We start from the raw sequence: 18,277 nt of genomic DNA, 5'->3' as shown, positions 1-18,277 counted from the left end.
ACTGCTAGTCGCGTGCCGCGGTCAGATGTTCCGCGTGTTCCTGGAGGGAACGTACTCCGACCCCTCCGTGGTTGAGCGCGTCGATGCCCTGGACGGCTGCGGCGAGGGCCTGGACCGTCGTGAGGCACGGCACGGACCGCGCCACGGCGGCGGTGCGGATCTCGTAACCGTCGAGCCTGCCGCCCGTGCCGTAGGGCGTGTTGACGATGAGGTCGACCCCGCCGTCGTGGATCAGCTGGACGATGGTCTTCTCGCCGTTCGGGCCCTCGCCCTCGGACTGCTTGCGCACGACGGTGGCGTTGATGCCGTTGCGCTTGAGCACCTCGGCGGTGCCGGAGGTCGCGAACAGCTCGAAGCCGTGGGCGACGAGTTCACGCGCCGGGAAGATCATCGAGCGCTTGTCGCGGTTGGCGACGGAGATGAAGGCACGGCCCTTGGTCGGCAGCGGACCGTAGGCGCCCGCCTGCGACTTGGCGTACGCGGTGCCGAACACCGAGTCGATGCCCATGACTTCACCGGTGGACCGCATCTCCGGGCCGAGGACCGTGTCGACGCCGCGGCCGTGGACGTCGCGGAAACGCGACCACGGCATGACGGCCTCCTTGACGGAGATCGGCGCGTCCAGCGGCAGCGTGCCGCCGTCGCCCACCTTGGGCAGCAGGCCCTCCGCGCGCAGTTCCGCGACGGTCGCGCCGAGGGAGATCCGGGCGGCGGCCTTCGCCAGCGGGACGGCGGTCGCCTTCGAGGTGAAGGGGACGGTCCGCGAGGCACGCGGGTTGGCCTCCAGGACGTACAGGATGTCACCGGAGAGCGCGAACTGGATGTTGATCAGTCCGCGGACGCCGACTCCCTTGGCGATGGCCTCGGTCGAGGTGCGCAGCCGCTTGATGTCGTAGCCGCCGAGCGTGATCGGAGGCAGCGCGCAGGCGGAGTCGCCGGAGTGGATGCCGGCCTCCTCGATGTGCTCCATGACGCCGCCGAGGTAGAGCTCGGTGCCGTCGTAGAGCGCGTCGACGTCGATCTCGATCGCGTCGTCGAGGAATCGGTCGACCAGGACCGGCCGGGTGGGGCTGATCTCGGTGGACTCCGCGATGTACGAGGAGAGCCGGGTCTCGTCGTAGACGATCTCCATACCGCGGCCGCCGAGCACGTAGCTGGGGCGGACGAGGACGGGGTAGCCGATCTCGTCGGCGATGGCCTTGGCCTCGGCGAACGTGGTCGCCGTGCCGTGCTTCGGGGCGGGCAGACCGGCCTCGGCGAGCACCCGGCCGAAGGCGCCCCGGTCCTCGGCCGCGTGGATGGCCTCGGGGGACGTACCCACCACGGGGACGCCGTTGTCCTTGAGCGCCTGCGCGAGGCCGAGCGGGGTCTGGCCGCCGAGCTGCACGATGACACCGGCGATCGGGCCGGCGAGCGACTCCGCGTGCACGATCTCGAGGACGTCCTCCAGCGTGAGCGGCTCGAAGTAGAGCCGGTCGGAGGTGTCGTAGTCCGTGGAGACGGTCTCCGGGTTGCAGTTGACCATCACCGTCTCGTAGCCCGCGTCGTGCAGGGCGAACGAGGCGTGGACGCACGAGTAGTCGAACTCGATGCCCTGGCCGATGCGGTTCGGCCCGGAGCCGAGGATGATCACCGCGGGCTTGGTGCGGGGCGCGACCTCGCTCTCCTCGTCGTAGGAGGAGTAGAAGTACGGCGTCTTCGCCGCGAACTCCGCCGCGCAGGTGTCCACCGTCTTGTAGACGGGGCGGATACCGAGCGCGTGCCGGACCTCGCGCACGACGTCCTCACGCAGGCCGCGGATCTCACCGATCTGGGCGTCGGAGAAGCCGTGCCGCTTGGCCTCGGCGATCAGCTCGGCGTCGAGGCGCTCGGCGGCGGCCAGCTCGTCGGCGATCTCCTTGATCAGGAAGAGCTGGTCGACGAACCAGGGGTCGATCCTCGTGGCGTCGAAGACCTCTTCCTGCGTGGCGCCGGCGCGGATCGCCTGCATGACGGTGTTGATGCGGCCGTCCGTCGGGCGGACCGCCTCCGCGAGCAGTTCCGCCTTGTCACCTGTCTCACCGGTGAAGGCGAACTGCGAGCCCTTCTTCTCCAGGGAGCGCAGGGCCTTCTGCAGCGCCTCGGTGAAGTTACGGCCGATGGCCATGGCCTCGCCGACCGACTTCATGGTGGTGGTGAGGGTGGAGTCGGCGGAGGGGAACTTCTCGAAGGCGAAGCGCGGGGCCTTGACGACGACGTAGTCGAGGGTCGGCTCGAAGGAGGCCGGCGTCTTCTCGGTGATGTCGTTCGGGATCTCGTCCAGCGTGTAGCCGACGGCCAGCTTGGCGGCGATCTTGGCGATCGGGAAGCCGGTGGCCTTGGAGGCGAGTGCGGAGGACCGGGAGACGCGCGGGTTCATCTCGATGACGATGACCCGGCCGTCGGTGGGGTCGATGGCGAACTGGATGTTGCAGCCGCCGGTGTCGACGCCGACCTCGCGGATGATCGCGATACCGATGTCGCGCAGCCGCTGGTACTCACGGTCGGTGAGGGTCATCGACGGGGCGACCGTGATGGAGTCACCGGTGTGGACGCCCATGGGGTCGAAGTTCTCGATGGAGCAGACGACCACGACGTTGTCGTTCCGGTCGCGCATGAGCTCCAGCTCGTACTCCTTCCAGCCGAGGATGGACTCCTCCAGGAGCACCTCGGTGGTCGGCGAGAGCGTGAGGCCCTGCCCGGCGATGCGGCGCAGCTCCTCCTCGTCGTGGGCGAAGCCGGAGCCGGCGCCGCCCATCGTGAAGGAGGGGCGGACGACGACGGGGTAACCGCCGAGGGTGTCGACGCCCGCGATGACGTCGTCCATGGTGTGGCAGATGACGGAACGGGCGGACTCGCCGTAGCCGATCTTGGCCTTGACGGCCTCGACGACTCCCTTGAAGAGGTCGCGGTCCTCGCCCTTGTTGATGGCCTCGACGTTGGCGCCGATGAGCTCGACGCCGTACTTCTCCAGCACGCCGTTGTCGTGCATGGAGATCGCGGTGTTGAGCGCGGTCTGGCCTCCCAGGGTCGGGAGCAGGGCGTCGGGGCGCTCCTTGGCGATGATCTTCTCGACGAACTCGGGGGTGATCGGCTCGACGTACGTGGCGTCGGCGATCTCCGGGTCGGTCATGATCGTCGCCGGGTTGGAGTTCACCAGGATCACGCGCAGGCCCTCGGCCTTGAGCACACGGCAGGCCTGGGTGCCGGAGTAGTCGAATTCGGCGGCCTGACCGATGACGATCGGGCCGGAGCCGATGACCAGGACGGACTGGATATCGGAGCGCTTAGGCACGCTGGCCCTCCATCAGGGTGACGAAACGGTCGAAGAGGTACGCGGCGTCGTGCGGGCCCGCGGCTGCTTCGGGGTGGTACTGGACGCTGAAGGCCGGCTGGTCGAGCAGCTGCAGCCCTTCGACGACCTGGTCGTTGAGGCATACGTGGGAGACCTCGGCCCGGCCGAACTCCGTGTCGGAGACCTTGTCGAGCGGAGCGTCGACGGCGAAGCCGTGGTTGTGCGCGGTGACCTCGACCTTGCCGGTCGTGCGGTCCTGCACCGGCTGGTTGATGCCGCGGTGGCCGTACTTCAGCTTGTACGTGCCGAAGCCGAGAGAGCGGCCCAGGATCTGGTTGCCGAAGCAGATGCCGAAGAGCGGGGTCTTCCGCTCCAGGACCCCCCGCATCACGGAGACCGGGTGGTCGGCGGTGGACGGGTCACCGGGGCCGTTGGAGAAGAACACGCCGTCGGGCGCGACCGCGTACACGTCCTCCAGGGTGGCCGTCGCCGGCAGCACGTGGACCTCGATGCCGCGCTCCGCCATGCGGTGCGGGGTCATGCCCTTGATGCCGAGGTCGATGGCCGCGACCGTGAACTTCTTCGTACCGATGGCGGGTACGACGTACGCCTCCTTGGTGGCAACCTCGGCCGCGAGGTCGGCGCCGGCCATCTCCGGGGCCTGGCGCACGCGGGCCAGGAGCGTCTCCTGGTCGGCGAGGCCCTCGCCGGAGAAGATGCCGACGCGCATCGCGCCGCGCTCGCGCAGGTGGCGGGTGAGGGCGCGGGTGTCGACACCGCTGATGCCGACGACGCCCTGGCTCGCGAGTTCCTCGTCGAGGGAGCGGCGCGAGCGCCAGTTCGAGGGCACCCGTGCGGGGTCGCGCACGACGTAGCCGGAGACCCAGATCCGCTTCGACTCGGGGTCCTCGTCGTTGACCCCGGTGTTGCCGACGTGCGGGGCGGTCATGACGACCACCTGGCGGTGGTACGAGGGGTCGGTGAGCGTTTCCTGGTAACCGGTCATGCCGGTGGAGAACACAGCCTCGCCGAAGGTCTCCCCCACGGCCCCGTAGGCGCGGCCGCGGAAGGAGCGGCCGTCCTCCAGGACGAGTACGGCGGGAGCTTTTCCTGCTCCCCGGGTGGAGATCGTCATCGTGCGGTGCCTTCCGTCGTGCTGGTGGGGTGGTGGGCGGCTGCGCCGCCGAGGTGGTTGACCGCGTCGACCCAGGCCTGGTGCTCGGCCGCGTGGTCGGAGCGGAAGCCCGAGTCGATCAGCTGGTCGCCGAGCGCCCAGGTGATGACCAGCAGGCCTCCCTCGGGCAGAACCTTGCCCGCGAGAGCCTTGTCGAGCCTGGCCTCGCGCAGCGCGGCCGCCGGGACGAAGAAGTCGGCGGCGCCGGGGCGCACGACGTCGAGGCCCTGCTCGGTGAGGGTCAGCTCGACACGGCTCCGGGTGCCCAGGCCGTGCGCCACGATCCTGTCGAGCCACTGCCCGGCGGTCGTCGACGCGTGGTAGCGACCGGTCAGGGTGAGCAGCTTCTCGCCGTCGGCGAACCCTTCGGGTGTGGTCGCGAGCGCCGGGATACCGGACTGCAGGCGGCCCCGCCACTTCCATCCCTGGCGCATCAGCCAGTAGACGAACGCGACGAAGACAGCCAGTCCGAGGACCCAGCTGATGCGGGCGGACCAGTCCGTCACCTCGGCCGATTTCTGGTCCGCGGCCAGCCGGTACAGCTGAAAACCGGAGTTGAGTGTTGTCACGCGAGCTTCCCGTCGACGACCGTGGCACGGCCCCGCAGGAAGGTGTGGGTCACTCGGCCGGGCAGCTCGCGACCCTCGTACGGAGTGTTGCGGCTGCGGGAGGCGAAGCCCGCGGGGTCCACTGCTCCACGGTATGCCGGATCGACGAGGACGAGGTTGGCGGGCTCACCCGCCGAGACGGGGCGGCCGTGTCCCTCGAGCCGGCCGATGGCCGCGGGGCGCAGCGACATGCGGTCGGCGACGCCCGCCCAGTCGAGGAGACCGGTGTCCACCATCGTCTGCTGGACCACGGACAGCGCGGTCTCCAGGCCCACCATCCCCATGGCGGCGGCCGCCCACTCGCAGTCCTTGTCCTCGTGCGGGTGCGGTGCGTGGTCGGTGGCCACGCAGTCGATGGTGCCGTCGGCGAGGGCCTCACGCAGGGCCATGACGTCGGCCTCGGTGCGCAGCGGCGGGTTCACCTTGTAGACGGGGTTGTAGGACCGCACGAGTTCGTCGGTGAGCAGCAGGTGGTGCGGGGTGACCTCGGCCGTGACGTTCCAGCCCTTGGACTTGGCCCAGCGCACGATCTCGACGGACCCGGCGGTCGACAGGTGGCAGATGTGCACCCGCGAGCCGACGTGGGCGGCGAGGAGCACGTCGCGGGCGATGATCGACTCCTCGGCGACGGCGGGCCAGCCGCCGAGACCGAGCTCGGCCGAGACGACGCCCTCGTTCATCTGGGCGCCCTCGGTGAGGCGGGGCTCCTGGGCGTGCTGGGCGACCACGCCGTCGAAGGCCTTCACGTACTCCAGGGCGCGGCGCATGATCACCGCGTCGTCGACGCACTTGCCGTCGTCGGAGAAGACCTTCACTCCGGCGGCGGAGTCGTGCATGGCGCCGAGCTCGGCGAGCTGCTTGCCCTCCAGGCCCACGGTGACGGCCCCGATGGGCTGCACGTCGCAGTAGCCGGACTCCTTGCCGAGCCGCCAGACCTGCTCGACGACGCCGGCGGTGTCGGCGACGGGGAAGGTGTTGGCCATGGCGTGGACGGCCGTGAAGCCGCCGGCCGCGGCCGCCCTGGTGCCGGTGAGGACGGTCTCGGAGTCCTCGCGTCCCGGTTCGCGCAGGTGGGTGTGCAGGTCGACGAGGCCGGGCAGCAGGATCCGGCCCTCCGCCTCGATCACGGTGGCGCCCTCGGCGTCGAGCCCGGTGCCCGTGGCGACGATGTTCTCGCCGTCGATGAGGACGTCCTGCGGCTCGCCGCCGAGGACCTTCGCACCGCGGATAAGGGTCTTGCTCATGGTTACTTGTTCTCCTCGGTACGGGCGGCGGCGGACGGCAGGGCGGTCTCGGAGCCGCCCAGCAGCAGGTAGAGGACGGCCATGCGGGTGGAGACACCGTTCGCGACCTGCTCCACGGCGGTGCACCGGTCGGAGTCGGCGACCTCGGCGGTGATCTCCATGCCGCGGACCATCGGTCCGGGGTGCATGACGATGGAGTGCTCGGGCATCCGGGCCATGCGCTCGCCGTCCAGGCCGTAGCGGCGGGAGTACTCGCGCTCGGTGGGGAAGTAGGCGGCGTTCATGCGCTCGCGCTGCACTCGCAGCATCATGACCGCGTCCGACTTCGGCAGCACGTCGTCGAGGCGGTAGCTGACGTCGCAGGGCCACTGCTCGACGCCGACGGGCACGAGGGTCGGCGGGGCCACCAGGGTGACGTGGGCGCCGAGGGTGTGCAGGAGGTGGACGTTGGAGCGGGCCACCCGGCTGTGGAGAATGTCGCCGACGATCGTGATCCGGCGGCCTTCGAGATCACGGCCGATACCGGCGTCGGGACCGACCAGCCTGCGGCGCATCGTGAACGCGTCCAGCAGCGCCTGGGTGGGGTGCTCGTGCGTCCCGTCGCCCGCGTTGACGACCGCGCTGTCGATCCAGCCGGACGTCGCGAGACGGTACGGGGCTCCCGAGGCGCCGTGCCGGATGACGACGGCGTCCGCCCCCATGGCCTCCAGCGTCAGGGCGGTGTCCTTGAGCGATTCGCCCTTGGAGACGGACGAGCCCTTCGCGGAGAAGTTGATGACGTCGGCGGAGAGCCGCTTGGCCGCGGCCTCGAACGAGATCCGGGTCCTCGTCGAGTCCTCGAAGAAGAGGTTGACGACGGTGCGGCCCCGCAGGGTGGGGAGCTTCTTGATCGGCCGGTCGGCGACCCGGGCCATCTCCTCGGCGGTGTCGAGGATCAGGACGGCGTCGTCGCGGGTGAGGTCGGCTGCCGAGATCAGGTGACGGGGGGTCCGGGGGTGTTCCCCGGGAGGGCGCAGCATCTGGGATCTCCGAGAGGGGTGGAGGATTCAGGCAAACGGGCGTGCGGAAGCTGCCGGGCGGCCGGTGGGGCGCACGGAGTCCGACCGCAGCTACTGCTCGCCCGCCGGGACGGTCTGCTTGACGCCGAGCAGCACGGCGTCGCGGCCGTCCTCCTCGGAGAGCTGGACCCTGACCGTCTCCCGCAGGGATGTGGGGAGGTTCTTGCCGACGTAGTCGGCGCGGATCGGGAGTTCGCGGTGACCCCGGTCGACGAGGACGGCGAGCTGCACGGCACGGGGCCGGCCGATGTCGCCGAGCGCGTCGAGCGCCGCGCGGATCGTGCGGCCGGAGAAGAGCACGTCGTCGACGAGCACGACGAGGCGGTCCTCGATGCCCTCACCGGGGATCTCGGTGCGTGCCAGGGCGCGCGCGGGGCGCATCCTGAGGTCGTCGCGGTACATCGTGATGTCGAGTGATCCGACCGGCGTCTTCAGGCCGGTGATCTCCTCGAGTTTTCCGGCGAGCCGACGGGCGAGGAAGACCCCCCGCGTAGGGATGCCGAGGAGCACCACGTCGTCGGCGCCCTTGGCGCGTTCGACGATCTCGTGGGCGATTCGGGTCAGAGCGCGGGCGATGTCGGGAGCCTCGAGAACGGGGCGTGCCGCATTGCCGGTGTGGTCATGCTGTGCGTCCATAAGAAACGGACCTCCTTCTCCGCCTCACTGGACGGACGTTAAAGGACGTCGAAATTGCGTCATCCACGTTACCAGGGCTTGCGTGAGCCCCCGGCCCCGCCCCCAGGAGGTGGCACTGCGGACCTTTCGGCTTGACGCAGCCAAGTAACGCTGCGTAACCTCACAGTGAGTTACCAGCCACGCGGCCCAGCCGCAGAACGTTCCAGCGTCCGGGGAGCCCTATGTCCAGCGAATACGCAAAGCAGCTCGGGGCCAAGCTCCGCGCCATCCGCACCCAGCAAGGCCTCTCCCTCCACGGCGTGGAGGAGAAGTCGCAGGGCCGCTGGAAGGCCGTCGTGGTCGGTTCCTACGAGCGCGGCGACCGCGCCGTGACCGTGCAGCGCCTTGCCGAGCTGGCCGACTTCTACGGCGTCCCGGTCCAGGAGCTCCTGCCCGGCACGACGCCCGGCGGTGCCGCCGAGCCGCCGCCGAAGCTCGTCCTCGACCTGGAGCGCCTCGCCCACGTGCCGCCGGAGAAGGCCGGTCCGCTGCAGCGTTACGCGGCGACGATCCAGAGCCAGCGCGGCGACTACAACGGCAAGGTGCTCTCGATCCGCCAGGACGACCTCCGCACCCTGGCCGTGATCTACGACCAGTCGCCTTCCGTGCTCACGGAGCAGCTGATCAGCTGGGGCGTGCTGGACGCGGACGCGCGCCGCGCGGTGGCCCACGACGAGGGCTGACCAGCCCCCGCAGAAACGTACCGCCGGGTCGGCGGGGTGCCTCAGGGCCCCCGCCGGCCCGGCTTTTTCGTGCTCCGCCCGCCGGCCTCACCCTGCGCGCGCGGGCGCAGGTACGCCGAAGGGCCCACGGCCGGTTCGGCCGTGGGCCCTTCGTTCGGCTCAACGCCGCCGGACCGCTACTGCTCCCGGCGGAGGTTCGGCTTGAGGTCCTTGAACCGGGCCAGCAGGCCGTTCACGAAGGCCGGGGAGTCGTCCGTGGAGAACTCCTTGGCGAGCTGTACGGCCTCGTCGATCACCACGGCGTCGGGGGTGGAGTCCATCCAGATCAGCTCGTAGGCGCCGAGCCGCAGGAGGCTCCGGTCGACGACCGGCATGCGGTCGATCTCCCAGTCCACCGCGTAGGTGACGATGAGGTCGTCGATGCGGTCCGCGTACTGCGCGTACCCCTCGACGAGCTCCATCGTGAATTCGCCGACCGGCGGCTGACGGTCATCGGTCCGCGAGAGCCGCACCCAGTCCGCGAGGACCGTCTGCACGGACTCACCGCGCTGGTCGGCCTCGAAAAGGATCTGGAAGGCGCGCTTGCGTGCCTTGTTCCGGGCAGCCACGGTTAGCTGTTCACCCGGCCGAGGTAGTCGCCCGTGCGGGTGTCGACCTTGATCTTCTCGCCGGTGGTGATGAAGAGCGGGACGCCGATCTCGTAACCGGTCTCCAGGGTGGCGGGCTTGGTGCCACCGGTGGAACGGTCACCCTGGACGCCCGGGTCGGTGTGCTGGATGGTCAGCTCGACCGCGGCGGGCAGCTCGACGTAGAGCACCTCGCCCTCGTGCTGCGCGACGGAGGCGGTGAAGCCCTCGATCAGGAAGTTGGCGGCGTCACCGACGGACTTGCGGTCGACCATGAGCTGGTCGTACGTGTCCATGTCCATGAAGACGAAGTACTCGCCGTCCATGTACGAGAACTGCATGTCCCGGCGGTCGATGGTGGCCGTTTCGACCTTCACGCCGGCGTTGAACGTCTTGTCGACGACCTTGCCGGAGAGCACGTTCTTGAGCTTGGTGCGCACGAAGGCGGGGCCCTTGCCGGGCTTGACGTGCTGGAACTCGACGACGGACCAGAGCTGGCCTCCGTCGAGCTTGAGCACCAGGCCGTTCTTGAGGTCGTTCGTGGAAGCCACGGTTGCGGAATCTCCTGGACTGAAGCTGGTGGACGACCGGGGATGCGCGCCGGAGCCTCCGCGAGGAGATCCCCTAGAGCGCGAGCAGCTCCTTGGTCGTAATGGTGAGTAGCTCGGGTCCGCCGTCCGCCTCGGGGCGCACGACGAGCGTGTCATCGATCCGGACACCGCCCCGGCCCGGGAGGTGGACCCCCGGTTCGACGGTGACCGGCACACAAGCGTCCAGTTTACCCATGGCTGTCGGTGCCAACTGCGGGTCCTCGTCGATTTCGAGCCCGACCCCGTGCCCGGTACTGGGCTGGAGGCCTTCCGAGTGGCCCGCGGAGTCCAGGAGCTGGCGGGCCGCCCGGTCGACGTCTCGGTATGCGGCCCCCGGCAGGAGAGCCTCCCTCGCGGCCCGCTGAGCGGCGAAAACGAGGTCGTAGAGGTCGATCTGCCAGTCCGCGGGGCTGGTCCCGATGACGAAGGTCCGTCCGATCTCGCAGCGGTATCCGCGATAGTTCGCGCCGAGGCAGACCGATAGGAAATCGCCCTCCTCGACCCTTCGGTCCGAGGGCCGGTGCCGCCCCCTGCCCGAATTGGGACCGGTCCCGACCGACGTGGGGAACGCCGGCCCGTCAGCGCCGTGGTCCACCAGCCGGCGCTCCAGCTCCAGGGCCAGGTGACGTTCGGTACGGCCGACGAGGATCGACTCCAGGAGCTCTCCGAGCGCGTGGTCGGTGATCTCGGCGGCGATCCGCAGGCAGGCGAGCTCCTCCTCGTCCTTGACGATCCTCAGCTGCTGCACGGCGAAGCCGAGGTCGGCCAGGCGCAGCCCTGGGGCCGCGGCGAGCATGGCGCGGTGCCGGGCCACCGTGAGGTCGTTCTCCTCGACGGACAGCGAGCCCGCGTCCGAGGAGAGGGCCAGCCCGGCCGCGGCGACGACGGGGTCGCCCGCGGGGTCGGGCAGGACGCTCAGCCGCAGCTGTTCGTCGGGACGGCCGTGCACGGAGTCGTCGCCCGGCGCGCGGGGGCAGAGCAGGACGTCCTCGCGGGGGCCGAGCAGCAGCACGGCGCCGGGTGGGGCGGCGCCCGCGAGGTAGCGGACGTTGGCGGGGCGCGAGACCAGGGCGGCCGCGGATCCGGCGGCGGCGTAACGGTCGCGCAGCAGACCGCGTCGGACGGCGTACACCTCTGACATGTTTTCGAGCCTACGAGCGCGGGCGTCGGCCCGCCCGGTCAGCGCATCCGACCGGGGTCCCGCGAGGCCGCTACCAGGACGGCGGGCTGGCTATGGAACGGGCCAGGACGTCGTCGAGGACCCGGGCGGTCGTCTCGACGTCGTAGGTGGAGTTGTCGATGATCGGGAGTCCGGAGCCGTACCAGCCGGCCATGCGGCCGTGGATCCGCGCCACCTCCTCGTCGGAGAGCCGGCGGTTCCCGCTGCGGGCCGCGTTGCGCTCCAGGACGACCTCGAGGCCGGGCAGGAGGACGACGGGGAGCAGGCCGGGACCGACGTGGCGCTTCCAGCCGCCGAGGCCGACGACGGGCCGGTCCGGGAAGACCGCGTCGTCGAGGATGCAGGAGATGCCGTTGGCGAGAAAGTTGCGGGCCGCGAAGCCGCAGGTGCGCCGGGCCAGGCGGTACTGGGCCTCCGAGTGGTCGTTCCATCCGGCCTGCGGATCGGCGAAACCGGAGCAGACCCATTCGCGGACGTCGTCGAGCGAGACGTGCGCGGTGGGGACGCGGCGGCGGCCCGCCCAGAGCTTGGCGACCGTGGTCTTGCCCGCTCCGGCGGGGCCGATGAGCAGCACCGCCAGGGTCGCCGCCCCGGTGCCCGGCTCGGCGGGCGGCGCGGGCAGCGGTACGGGGCCGCCGGGTGGCAGCTGGATGTGCCCGGTGGATTCCCTGGAGGGCGGCACCGGGGCGTGCCGGGGCGTGGGGGGCGCCTGGGGCGCCGGTGCCGCGGGCGGCGGCGTCCCGGGGGCGCCGGGATGGCCGGGGTGCTGGGCCTGGTGCGCCCAGGGTCCGTTCCCGGGACCCTGGGGCGGCGGCAGCGGGGCCCCCACTGCGTGCTGCATCCGGTGCCACTCCGTCTCGTGCAGGCAACTGGCGCTGGTCGACGGCAACGGTACCCTCCCCGGCCGCCACGCTGTGAACGGGTGGGGAGGGCACGAAGTGCCCCTTGTCAGTCGGTCAGTTCGCCGGCGATGGCCCGCAGGGCGAGCCGGTAGGAGCCGATCCCGAACCCCGCGACGGTCCCGGTCGCCACCGGGGCGATCACCGAGGTGTGGCGGAACTCCTCCCGGGCGTACGGATTCGAGATGTGCACCTCGATCAGCGGGGCGGTGCGCTGGGCCGCCGCGTCCCGCATCCCGTAGGAATAGTGCGTGAAGGCACCCGGGTTGATGACGACCGGCAGAGAGCCGTCGGCCGCCTCGTGGAGCCAGCAGATCAGCTCGCCCTCGTCGTTGGTCTCGCGGACCTCGACGTCGAAGCCGAGTTCCCTGCCGAGCGCCCGGCACGTCTCGACGAGACCGGCGTAGGACGTCGCCCCGTACACGTCGGGCTCGCGCGAGCCGAGGCGTCCGAGGTTGGGGCCGTTGAGCACGAGGACCCTGCGGCTCACGCGGAGACCTCCCCGTAGGCGGCGAGCAGCACCGCCGGGTCGGGGCCTTCCAGCACGGTGGGCTTCCCGATGCCGTCCAGGACGATGAAGCGCAGCAGGTCGCCGCGGGACTTCTTGTCGACCTTCATGTTCTCCAGGAGCTTGGGCCACTGGTCGCCGCGGTAGGTGAGCGGCAGCCCGACGGACTCCAGGACGGCGCGGTGCCGGTCTGCGGTGGCGTCGTCCAGGCGCCCGGCGAGGCGGCCCAGTTCGGCGGCGAAGACCATGCCGACGGAGACGGCGGCTCCGTGGCGCCACTTGTAGCGCTCGTTCTTCTCGATGGCGTGAGCCAGTGTGTGCCCGTAGTTGAGGATCTCCCGGAGCCCGGACTCCTTGAGGTCGCTGGAGACGACCTCCGCCTTGACCCGGATGGAACGCTCGATCAGTTCCGCGGTGTGCGGACCAGCGGGCGTACGGGCGCCCTGGGGATCGGCCTCGACCAGGTCGAGGATCACCGGGTCGGCGATGAAGCCCGCCTTGATGATCTCGGCCATGCCGGAGACGTAGTCGTTGACCGGCAGCGAGTCCAGCGCCGCGAGGTCGCAGAGCACCCCGGCGGGCGGGTGGAAGGCGCCGACGAGGTTCTTGCCCTCGGCCGTGTTGATGCCGGTCTTGCCGCCGACGGCCGCGTCGACCATGCCGAGCACGGTCGTCGGTACGGCGATCCACCGCACCCCGCGCAGCCACGAGGCGGCGACGAAGCCCGCGACGTCGGTGGTGGCGCCGCCGCCGATGCCTACGATGACGTCGGTACGGGTGAAGCCGGTCTGGCCGAGCGCCTTCCAGCAGTAGGCGGCGACCTCGACGGTCTTGGCCTCCTCGGCGTTCGGCAGCTGGATCGCGATGGCTTCGTAGCCCTGGGCCGCGAGGTCCTCGCGGATCGTCTCACCGGTCTCGGCGAGCGCCTCGGGGTGCAGGACGGCGACCCGCTTGACGCGGTCGCCGATGAGGCCCGGCAGCTCGCCGAGGAGCTGGCGGCCGACCAGCACGTCGTAGGGGTCGGTGCCCGCCGTGCCGGCGATCCGGATGCGTGTGGTGCCCTGCTCGGTCATGGCTGTGTTCTCCCGGCCGGACGCCACGGGCTCACCCGTGCGCTCCGGCAGTTCCAGTACGTCGAGGATCGCCCGGGCGACCTCTTCGGGGGTGCGGTCGTCGGTGGCGACGGTGGCCAGGGCCACTTCCTCGTAGAAGTGGCGCCGGGCGTCCATGAGTTCGCGCCACTGCCGCCGCGGGTTCACCGCGAGGAGGGGGCGCGCGGTGTTCAGCCCGACCCTCCGGACAGCCTCGTCCACGTCCATCGAGAGGTAGACGACCGGACGCCCGGCCAGCAGTGCCCGGGTCGCGTCGTCCAGTACGGCGCCGCCGCCGAGGGCGAGGACTCCCGTGTGCTGGTCCACCGCGGCCTTCACGGCCTCCCGTTCCAGCGCGCGGAAGTGCTCCTCGCCCTCGTCGAAGAAGATCTCGGAGATCGCCTTGCCGGCTGTGGCGACGATGTCCGCGTCGGTGTCGCGGTACCCGGCGCCCAGACGCTCCGCGAGCAGCTCGCCCACCGTGGACTTGCCGACGCCCATCGGGCCGACCAGGACGATCAGGGGCCCGCTCACCGGATCTGGAGGTGGGAGAGGTACGACTGCACGTTGCGGTGGGTCTCGGCGACGCTGTCGCCGCCGAACTTCTCCGCGACCGCGTCGGCCAGCACCAGGGCGACCATGGCCTCGGCGACGATGCCCGCGGCCGGGACCGCGCAGACGTCGGAGCGCTGGTGGTGGGCCTTCGCCGCCTCGCCCGTCACCACGTCGACGGTGGCGAGCGCCTTCGGGACGGTGGCGATGGGCTTCATCGCGGCGCGGACCCGCAGCAGCTCACCGGTGGTGAGCCCGCCCTCGGTGCCGCCGGAGCGGCCGGAGGCGCGCTTGATGCCGTTCTCGGTGGCGAGGATCTCGTCGTGCGCCTTGGATCCCGGCACCCGGGCGAGGTCGAAACCGTCGCCGACCTCGACGCCCTTGATGGCCTGGATGCCCATCAGGGCGGCGGCGAGGCGGGCGTCGAGCCTGCGGTCCCAGTGCACGTGCGAGCCGAGGCCGACGGGCACGCCGTAGGCGAGCACCTCGACGACGCCGCCGAGGGTGTCGCCGTCCTTGTGGGCCTGGTCGATCTCCGCGACCATCGCCTTCGACGCGTCGGCGTCCAGGCAGCGCACCGGGTCGGCGTCGAGCCGCTCGACGTCGGAGGGCTTGGGGTAGACGCCGTAAGGCGCCTTGGCCGCGGCCAGCTCGACGACGTGGCTGACGATCTCGATGCCCGCGGTCTCCTTGAGGTAGGAGCGGGCCACGGCGCCGAGGGCGACACGGGCGGCGGTCTCGCGGGCGCTGGCGCGCTCCAGGATGGGCCGGGCCTCGTCGAAGCCGTACTTCTGCATCCCCGCCAGGTCGGCGTGACCGGGCCTGGGGCGGGTCAGGGGGGCGTTGCGGGCCTGCGCCGCCAGCACCTCGGGGTCGACCGGGTCGGCCGACATGACCTGCTCCCACTTGGGCCACTCGGTGTTACCGACCATGACGGCGACAGGCGAGCCCATGGTCAGACCGTGCCGGACGCCGCCGAGGAAGGTGACCTCGTCCCTCTCGAACTTCATCCGCGCGCCACGCCCGTAACCGAGCCGTCGCCGGGCGAGCGCGTCCGCCACCATCTCCGTGGTGACGGGGATGCCGGCGGGAAGACCCTCCAGCGTCGCCACCAGTGCGGGGCCGTGCGACTCCCCCGCGGTCAGCCAGCGCAACCTGCTCAACGGTGCTCCTCATGCTCGCGCCTGAAACTGCGGCGGCGCGACCGGGTGCGCGGCCCTGGCCCGCCGCCCCCGATCCTCCCACGTCCGGGGGTGCGGTCCGGTCGCCGGTCCAGCAGACGGACGTTTCGGAGCCGGTGCCCGCCGGGGCTAAGGACGTTCCCGCGCCGCCAGCGCCCGCTCCCCCGCGGCCCGCATGGCGGCGAGCGGTCCGGGGCTCCGCCCGGTCATCTGCTCCACCTGGAGGACCGCCTGATGGACGAGGAGGTCCAAGCCGCCGACGACGCTCCCGCCCGCCGCCGACCACCGGGCGGCGAGCGCCGTGGGCCACGGTTCGTACAGGACGTCGAACAGCGTGCCGGGCGCGTCGGGCACCGCACCGGACAGCGTGTCCGTCGTGCCGGCCGGCGTCGTCGCGACGACCAGGGGGGCACGCAGAGCCGTGGCGGCCTCCGCCCAGTCCTCGGTCCGGACGTCGACCCCGAGGCGCTCGCCCCAGCCGCGCATCTCGTCGGCCCGTTCCCGGCTGCGCACGTAGGCGGTGACCGGACCGGTGCAGATCTCGGAGAGTGCGCCGAGCGCCGAGGAGGCCGTGGCACCGGCGCCGAGGATCGCGGCGGACTCGACCTTGTCCACGCCCCGTTCGCGCAGGGCGGCGACCATCCCGGGGATGTCCGTGTTGTCGCCCACCCGCCTGCCGTCCGCGGTGAGCACGACGGTGTTGACCGCCTCGACCGCCGCGGCGGTCGCCGTGATCTCGTGGAGCAGCGGGATGACCGCCCGCTTGAGCGGCATCGTCAGGGAGAGGCCGGCCCATGAGGGGTCCAGTGCTTCGACGAACGCGGGCAGTGCGGCCTCGTCCACCTCGAACCGGTCGTACGACCAGTCGTGCAGACCGAGCGCGGCGTAGGCGGCCCGGTGCAGGGCCGGGGACAGCGAGTGGGCGATCGGCGAGCCGAGGACGGCGGCGCGGCGGGTGGTGCTCACTGGTCCGCCTTGCTCTCTTCGTACTCCCTGCGGTTGCGCTCGTGCTCCTCGTTCGTCTTCGCGAACAGGGTCTTGTCCTCGGTCACGGAGACGAAGTAGTACCAGGGTCCTGATGCCGGGTCGATCGCGGAGTTCAGCGCGTCCAGGCCCGGGTTCGTGATCGGCCCGAGCGGCAGGCCCGTGAACTTGTAGGTGTTGTACGGGTCGTCGATCTTCCGGAGCTCGTCCACCGGGCCGAGATCGAGCGTGCTCTCGGCCCTGATGTAGTTGATCGTCGAGTCGAATTCGAGCCGTCCGGCGGTCTCCAGGTTCGGCGCGAGCCGGTTGTAGACCACTCTGGCGACCTTGTCGAAATCGTGCTTGTACTTGCCCTCTTTCTGGACGAGGCTCGCCACGGTGAGGAGCTCGAGCGGCGATTTCAGTTTCATCTTCGCCGCGTTCTTCTCGAGTTCGAGCGGCTTGTACTCCTTGTTGGCCCGGGCGACCATCTTCCTGAGCGCGTCCTCGGGCTTCGAGCCCTTGGGCACCGCGTAGGCCGCCGGGAAGAGGAATCCTTCCAGCGGGTCCTTGATCTTGGGATCGTCGTCCGCCCATTCGGGCAGGCCCATGCTCTTGGCCTTGGCCTTCGCGATGCCTGCGGTGGTGCCCTTCTTGAGTTCCAGCCTGGCGTCGATCGCGTTGTACACCTCGATGGTGCTCTTGCCCTCGGGAATGATCAGCGCATTCTGACTCTTCGGGCTGAGCATCAACGCGACGGCGCTGTCGGCGGACATCTCCTTCTTCAGGAGATAAACGCCGGCCTGAAGGAACTTGGCCTTGGGGTTCCCGTTCTGGGCCGAGATGAAGGCGTCGGACGATTTCACGACCCCGGCCTTCTTCAGGATGTTCGCGATCTCGTTCCCGAGCGCGCCCTCCGGAATCTCGACCTCGACCGAACTCGTGCCGCTGCCCGTGAAGTCGGGCGCCGCGCCGAACTGGCTCTGGTAGTACGAGTAGCCGAAGTAACCCGCCCCGCCGAGTCCCCCGACGAGGATCAGCGAGAGGCCCAGGCAGGCGCAGCCGTTGCGGTTCTTCTTCTTGCCCTTGCCACGGCGCTCGCCGCCGACCCGCTGGGCGTCACGCGGGTCGTCGTCCTCGTCGTCGTCCGCGGGACCGTCGGAGTCGCGCGAGCGCCGGTCCGTGGCCGGCGCGTCCGCGCCCGTGAAGAAAGGATGCGTCTCCTCCTCCTGGACGTCCGGGTCCCAGTCCGGGTTCTTCTGTGCGGGCGCCTCCTCGCGGCGGCCCGGGGGCTGCGGCGGGGGGTAGGCCTCAGGCGTGCCGTAGTGGTCGGCCTGCTCGCCGTAGCCGCCGGGTCCGTTGGCGTAGGGCTGCTGGTCTCCGTACGGCATGGCGGGCTGCTGACCCGTGTCCCAGCCGGCGTCGTAGTGCGGCTGCTGCGGCTGCTGCGGTTGCTGGGCGTAGGGGTCCTGGGGAGCGCCGTGCTGCTGGTAGTACGGGGCCTGCTGCTGTTGCTGCTGCGCGTAGGGATCCTGCTGTTGTTGCTGGGCGTAGGGGCCCTGCTGTTGCTGTTGCCCGTAGGGATCCTGCTGCGGCTGCTGGGCGTAGGGGTCCTGCTGGGCCCCGTACTGCTGCTGCGCGTACGGGTCCTGCTGGTGCTGCGGCTGCTGCTGATGCGCGTAAGGGTCCTGCTGGTAGCCCTGCTGTGCGGTGTAGGGGTCCTGCGCGTAGGGCTGCTGCCGGCCGTCGTACTGGCCCTGGCCGTGGGCGGCCTCGCGGCCTTCCCATCCCTGATCCCCGTACAAGGGGTCCTCGGGATGCCATGGTTCGGAGCCGGAGCCCCGGCCATACTCAGTCATCGATCCCCTTGACGCCGCGAGACGACGCTCCGCCTCTTCGCTTGGCTGTGCGGTGTCTGTTCGAACACCGGCG

16 protein-coding genes are annotated in these 18,277 nt (G+C 70.7%); 1 reads left to right on the top strand and 15 read right to left on the bottom strand.

What is annotated here, in order from left to right:
* Positions 1-4: 4 nt before the first annotated feature.
* The 6 genes from carB to pyrR all read right to left on the bottom strand — a co-directional run bounded on the left by carB (position 5) and on the right by pyrR (position 8,033).
* Positions 5-3,313: a carbamoyl-phosphate synthase large subunit gene (carB, locus tag OG206_RS27245; protein WP_327120617.1), complete on the bottom strand. Its 3,309-nt coding sequence runs from the start codon at positions 3,311-3,313 to the stop codon at positions 5-7.
* On the bottom strand, positions 3,306-4,448 hold the full coding sequence (gene carA, locus OG206_RS27240; RefSeq protein WP_327120615.1) for a glutamine-hydrolyzing carbamoyl-phosphate synthase small subunit: 1,143 nt from the start codon (positions 4,446-4,448) through the stop codon (positions 3,306-3,308). The genes carB and carA overlap by 8 nt, the downstream gene beginning before the upstream one ends.
* A complete protein-coding gene (locus OG206_RS27235) occupies positions 4,445-5,056 on the bottom strand; it encodes a PH-like domain-containing protein (protein ID WP_327120613.1) in 612 nt (203 codons plus the stop codon). Before OG206_RS27235 ends, carA begins: the two co-directional genes overlap by 4 nt.
* A complete protein-coding gene (locus OG206_RS27230; protein WP_327120611.1) occupies positions 5,053-6,339 on the bottom strand; it encodes a dihydroorotase in 1,287 nt (428 codons plus the stop codon). Before OG206_RS27230 ends, OG206_RS27235 begins: the two co-directional genes overlap by 4 nt.
* A 2-nt stretch (positions 6,340-6,341) precedes the next feature.
* Positions 6,342-7,358 carry an aspartate carbamoyltransferase catalytic subunit gene (locus OG206_RS27225; protein WP_327120609.1) on the bottom strand — a complete coding sequence of 339 codons (1,017 nt, stop codon included), beginning with the start codon at positions 7,356-7,358 and terminating at the stop codon, positions 6,342-6,344.
* A 90-nt stretch (positions 7,359-7,448) separates the two neighbouring features.
* Positions 7,449-8,033 (bottom strand): bifunctional pyr operon transcriptional regulator/uracil phosphoribosyltransferase PyrR, encoded by a 585-nt coding sequence (gene pyrR, locus OG206_RS27220; RefSeq protein ID WP_327120607.1) that lies wholly within the window; start codon positions 8,031-8,033, stop codon positions 7,449-7,451.
* Between the two features lie 221 nt (positions 8,034-8,254).
* Between pyrR and bldD the strand changes: the two genes are divergently transcribed.
* Complete coding sequence (gene bldD / locus OG206_RS27215; protein WP_014157378.1) at positions 8,255-8,755, top strand: transcriptional regulator BldD; 501 nt, start codon at positions 8,255-8,257, stop codon at positions 8,753-8,755.
* A 176-nt stretch (positions 8,756-8,931) separates the two neighbouring features.
* On the opposite strand, the gene nusB is transcribed toward bldD, so the two are convergent.
* From nusB to mltG, 9 genes are all read right to left on the bottom strand, one after another.
* Positions 8,932-9,363 (bottom strand): transcription antitermination factor NusB, encoded by a 432-nt coding sequence (nusB, locus tag OG206_RS27210; protein WP_327120602.1) that lies wholly within the window; start codon positions 9,361-9,363, stop codon positions 8,932-8,934.
* 2 nt (positions 9,364-9,365) lie between these two features.
* A complete protein-coding gene (gene efp, locus OG206_RS27205) occupies positions 9,366-9,932 on the bottom strand; it encodes an elongation factor P (protein ID WP_299540949.1) in 567 nt (188 codons plus the stop codon).
* 73 nt (positions 9,933-10,005) lie between these two features.
* Positions 10,006-11,112, bottom strand: coding sequence for an aminopeptidase P family protein (locus tag OG206_RS27200; protein ID WP_327120598.1), 1,107 nt, complete (start codon positions 11,110-11,112; stop codon positions 10,006-10,008).
* A gap of 70 nt (positions 11,113-11,182) precedes the next feature.
* On the bottom strand, positions 11,183-11,992 hold the full coding sequence (locus OG206_RS27195) for a Pro-rich N-terminal domain-containing protein (RefSeq protein WP_327120596.1): 810 nt from the start codon (positions 11,990-11,992) through the stop codon (positions 11,183-11,185).
* A gap of 107 nt (positions 11,993-12,099) precedes the next feature.
* Positions 12,100-12,540, bottom strand: a complete 441-nt coding sequence (gene aroQ / locus OG206_RS27190; RefSeq protein ID WP_327120594.1) for a type II 3-dehydroquinate dehydratase — start codon at positions 12,538-12,540, stop codon at positions 12,100-12,102.
* The gene (aroB, locus tag OG206_RS27185) at positions 12,537-14,183 is read right to left on the bottom strand and encodes a 3-dehydroquinate synthase (protein WP_327120592.1); all 1,647 of its coding nucleotides are present in this window, start codon (positions 14,181-14,183) and stop codon (positions 12,537-12,539) included. Before aroB ends, aroQ begins: the two co-directional genes overlap by 4 nt.
* On the bottom strand, positions 14,180-15,364 hold the full coding sequence (gene aroC / locus OG206_RS27180; RefSeq protein ID WP_327120590.1) for a chorismate synthase: 1,185 nt from the start codon (positions 15,362-15,364) through the stop codon (positions 14,180-14,182). The genes aroB and aroC overlap by 4 nt, the downstream gene beginning before the upstream one ends.
* 147 nt (positions 15,365-15,511) lie before the next feature.
* Positions 15,512-16,348, bottom strand: a complete 837-nt coding sequence (locus OG206_RS27175) for a shikimate dehydrogenase (RefSeq protein WP_327120588.1) — start codon at positions 16,346-16,348, stop codon at positions 15,512-15,514.
* Complete coding sequence (mltG, locus tag OG206_RS27170; RefSeq protein WP_327120586.1) at positions 16,345-18,204, bottom strand: endolytic transglycosylase MltG; 1,860 nt, start codon at positions 18,202-18,204, stop codon at positions 16,345-16,347. Before mltG ends, OG206_RS27175 begins: the two co-directional genes overlap by 4 nt.
* Positions 18,205-18,277: the final 73 nt, after the last annotated feature.

Origin of the sequence: Streptomyces sp. NBC_01341, from assembly GCF_035946055.1 — a bacterium.
Taxonomy (GTDB): Bacteria; Actinomycetota; Actinomycetes; order Streptomycetales; family Streptomycetaceae; genus Streptomyces.
This window is presented reverse-complemented; position numbering and strand designations above follow the sequence as displayed.

Coding starts and splice junctions, on each gene's coding strand:
- carA (WP_327120615.1), bottom strand. CDS start 4,448: ATGACGATCTCCACCCGGGGAGCAGGAAAAGCTCCCGCCGTACTCGTC.
- OG206_RS27230 (WP_327120611.1), bottom strand. CDS start 6,339: ATGAGCAAGACCCTTATCCGCGGTGCGAAGGTCCTCGGCGGCGAGCCG.
- OG206_RS27225 (WP_327120609.1), bottom strand. CDS start 7,358: ATGCTGCGCCCTCCCGGGGAACACCCCCGGACCCCCCGTCACCTGATC.
- pyrR (WP_327120607.1), bottom strand. CDS start 8,033: ATGGACGCACAGCATGACCACACCGGCAATGCGGCACGCCCCGTTCTC.
- bldD (WP_014157378.1), top strand. CDS start 8,255: ATGTCCAGCGAATACGCAAAGCAGCTCGGGGCCAAGCTCCGCGCCATC.
- OG206_RS27200 (WP_327120598.1), bottom strand. CDS start 11,112: ATGTCAGAGGTGTACGCCGTCCGACGCGGTCTGCTGCGCGACCGTTAC.
- OG206_RS27195 (WP_327120596.1), bottom strand. CDS start 11,992: ATGCAGCACGCAGTGGGGGCCCCGCTGCCGCCGCCCCAGGGTCCCGGG.
- mltG (WP_327120586.1), bottom strand. CDS start 18,204: ATGACTGAGTATGGCCGGGGCTCCGGCTCCGAACCATGGCATCCCGAG.